This window comes from Faecalibacterium sp. An192, assembly GCF_002160175.1.
Lineage (GTDB): Bacteria > Bacillota > Clostridia > Oscillospirales > Ruminococcaceae > Faecalibacterium.
Genome location: NZ_NFKB01000147.1, coordinates 1 through 753, shown reverse-complemented (window position 1 = coordinate 753; position 753 = coordinate 1). Strand labels below are relative to the sequence as shown.

At 44.1% G+C, this 753-nt stretch carries 1 protein-coding gene; it reads right to left on the bottom strand.

Features of this window, described 5'->3' with window-relative positions:
• Positions 1–292 precede the first annotated feature (292 nt).
• Positions 293–733 (bottom strand): hypothetical protein, encoded by a 441-nt coding sequence (locus B5F27_RS16725; protein ID WP_144066579.1) that lies wholly within the window; start codon positions 731–733, stop codon positions 293–295.
• Positions 734–753 lie beyond the last annotated feature (20 nt).

Sequence of the window (753 nt, the reverse complement as noted above, 5' to 3'; positions counted from 1 at the left end):
AAACGAAAGCAGGAGTGGCTCCGCTAACGCTCCGCCACTCCTGCTGAATCCTAATATCCTACACTTGGGGCTTTTTTGTACTGTCCGCACAATTTGGACCGGTTCACTTGTTGCAGACAGGAGGGGCGCGCTTTAAACTTTATACAACCTTACACTGGAACTGGGCAAAGGTTTGTGGGGTTTTTAATGGCAGCCTGTGCGGGTGCATATAATGCGGGGAAATGGGGAGGATCCCAAGAGGTTCTAGTGAATTGATCGACAGTACTATCTTTCAACCTTCCAGAAAACCATATTATGCTTTTCTTATCGTGTCGAATTCTTTCTTGACTTGTTTTCTCTTTTCTATTCCCCTCTTCACAATTCTCCAAATAGGAGCTACCGGCATAAGCCACCGGTGTTTAGCAATATAAGGCGCATATTGGGGACACCAGGATTCCAAATAAGTTTTATCCAGGAAAAGACGACGAGCCAAATAGCGCAGCTTAATGGTTACAGAAACCTTGTCTGCCCCTGGCTGCATATGCCACACCTGACGTATCCATCTCTCTTTCATTGTCCCATATGTACAACTAAAAAGCAACTCTTTCAAACGAATCCGCTCATTTTCTGACAACGAAATACACTCTGCATTGGAATCAAAAACCTTTAGAGCAAACCCAGAAAATAGAGTGAAGTCACCGCCGCACTGTACAGCAGTGGTATGATAAATGTGGAGATGATGAATATGCTTCACAATGAATCACGGAACTTATT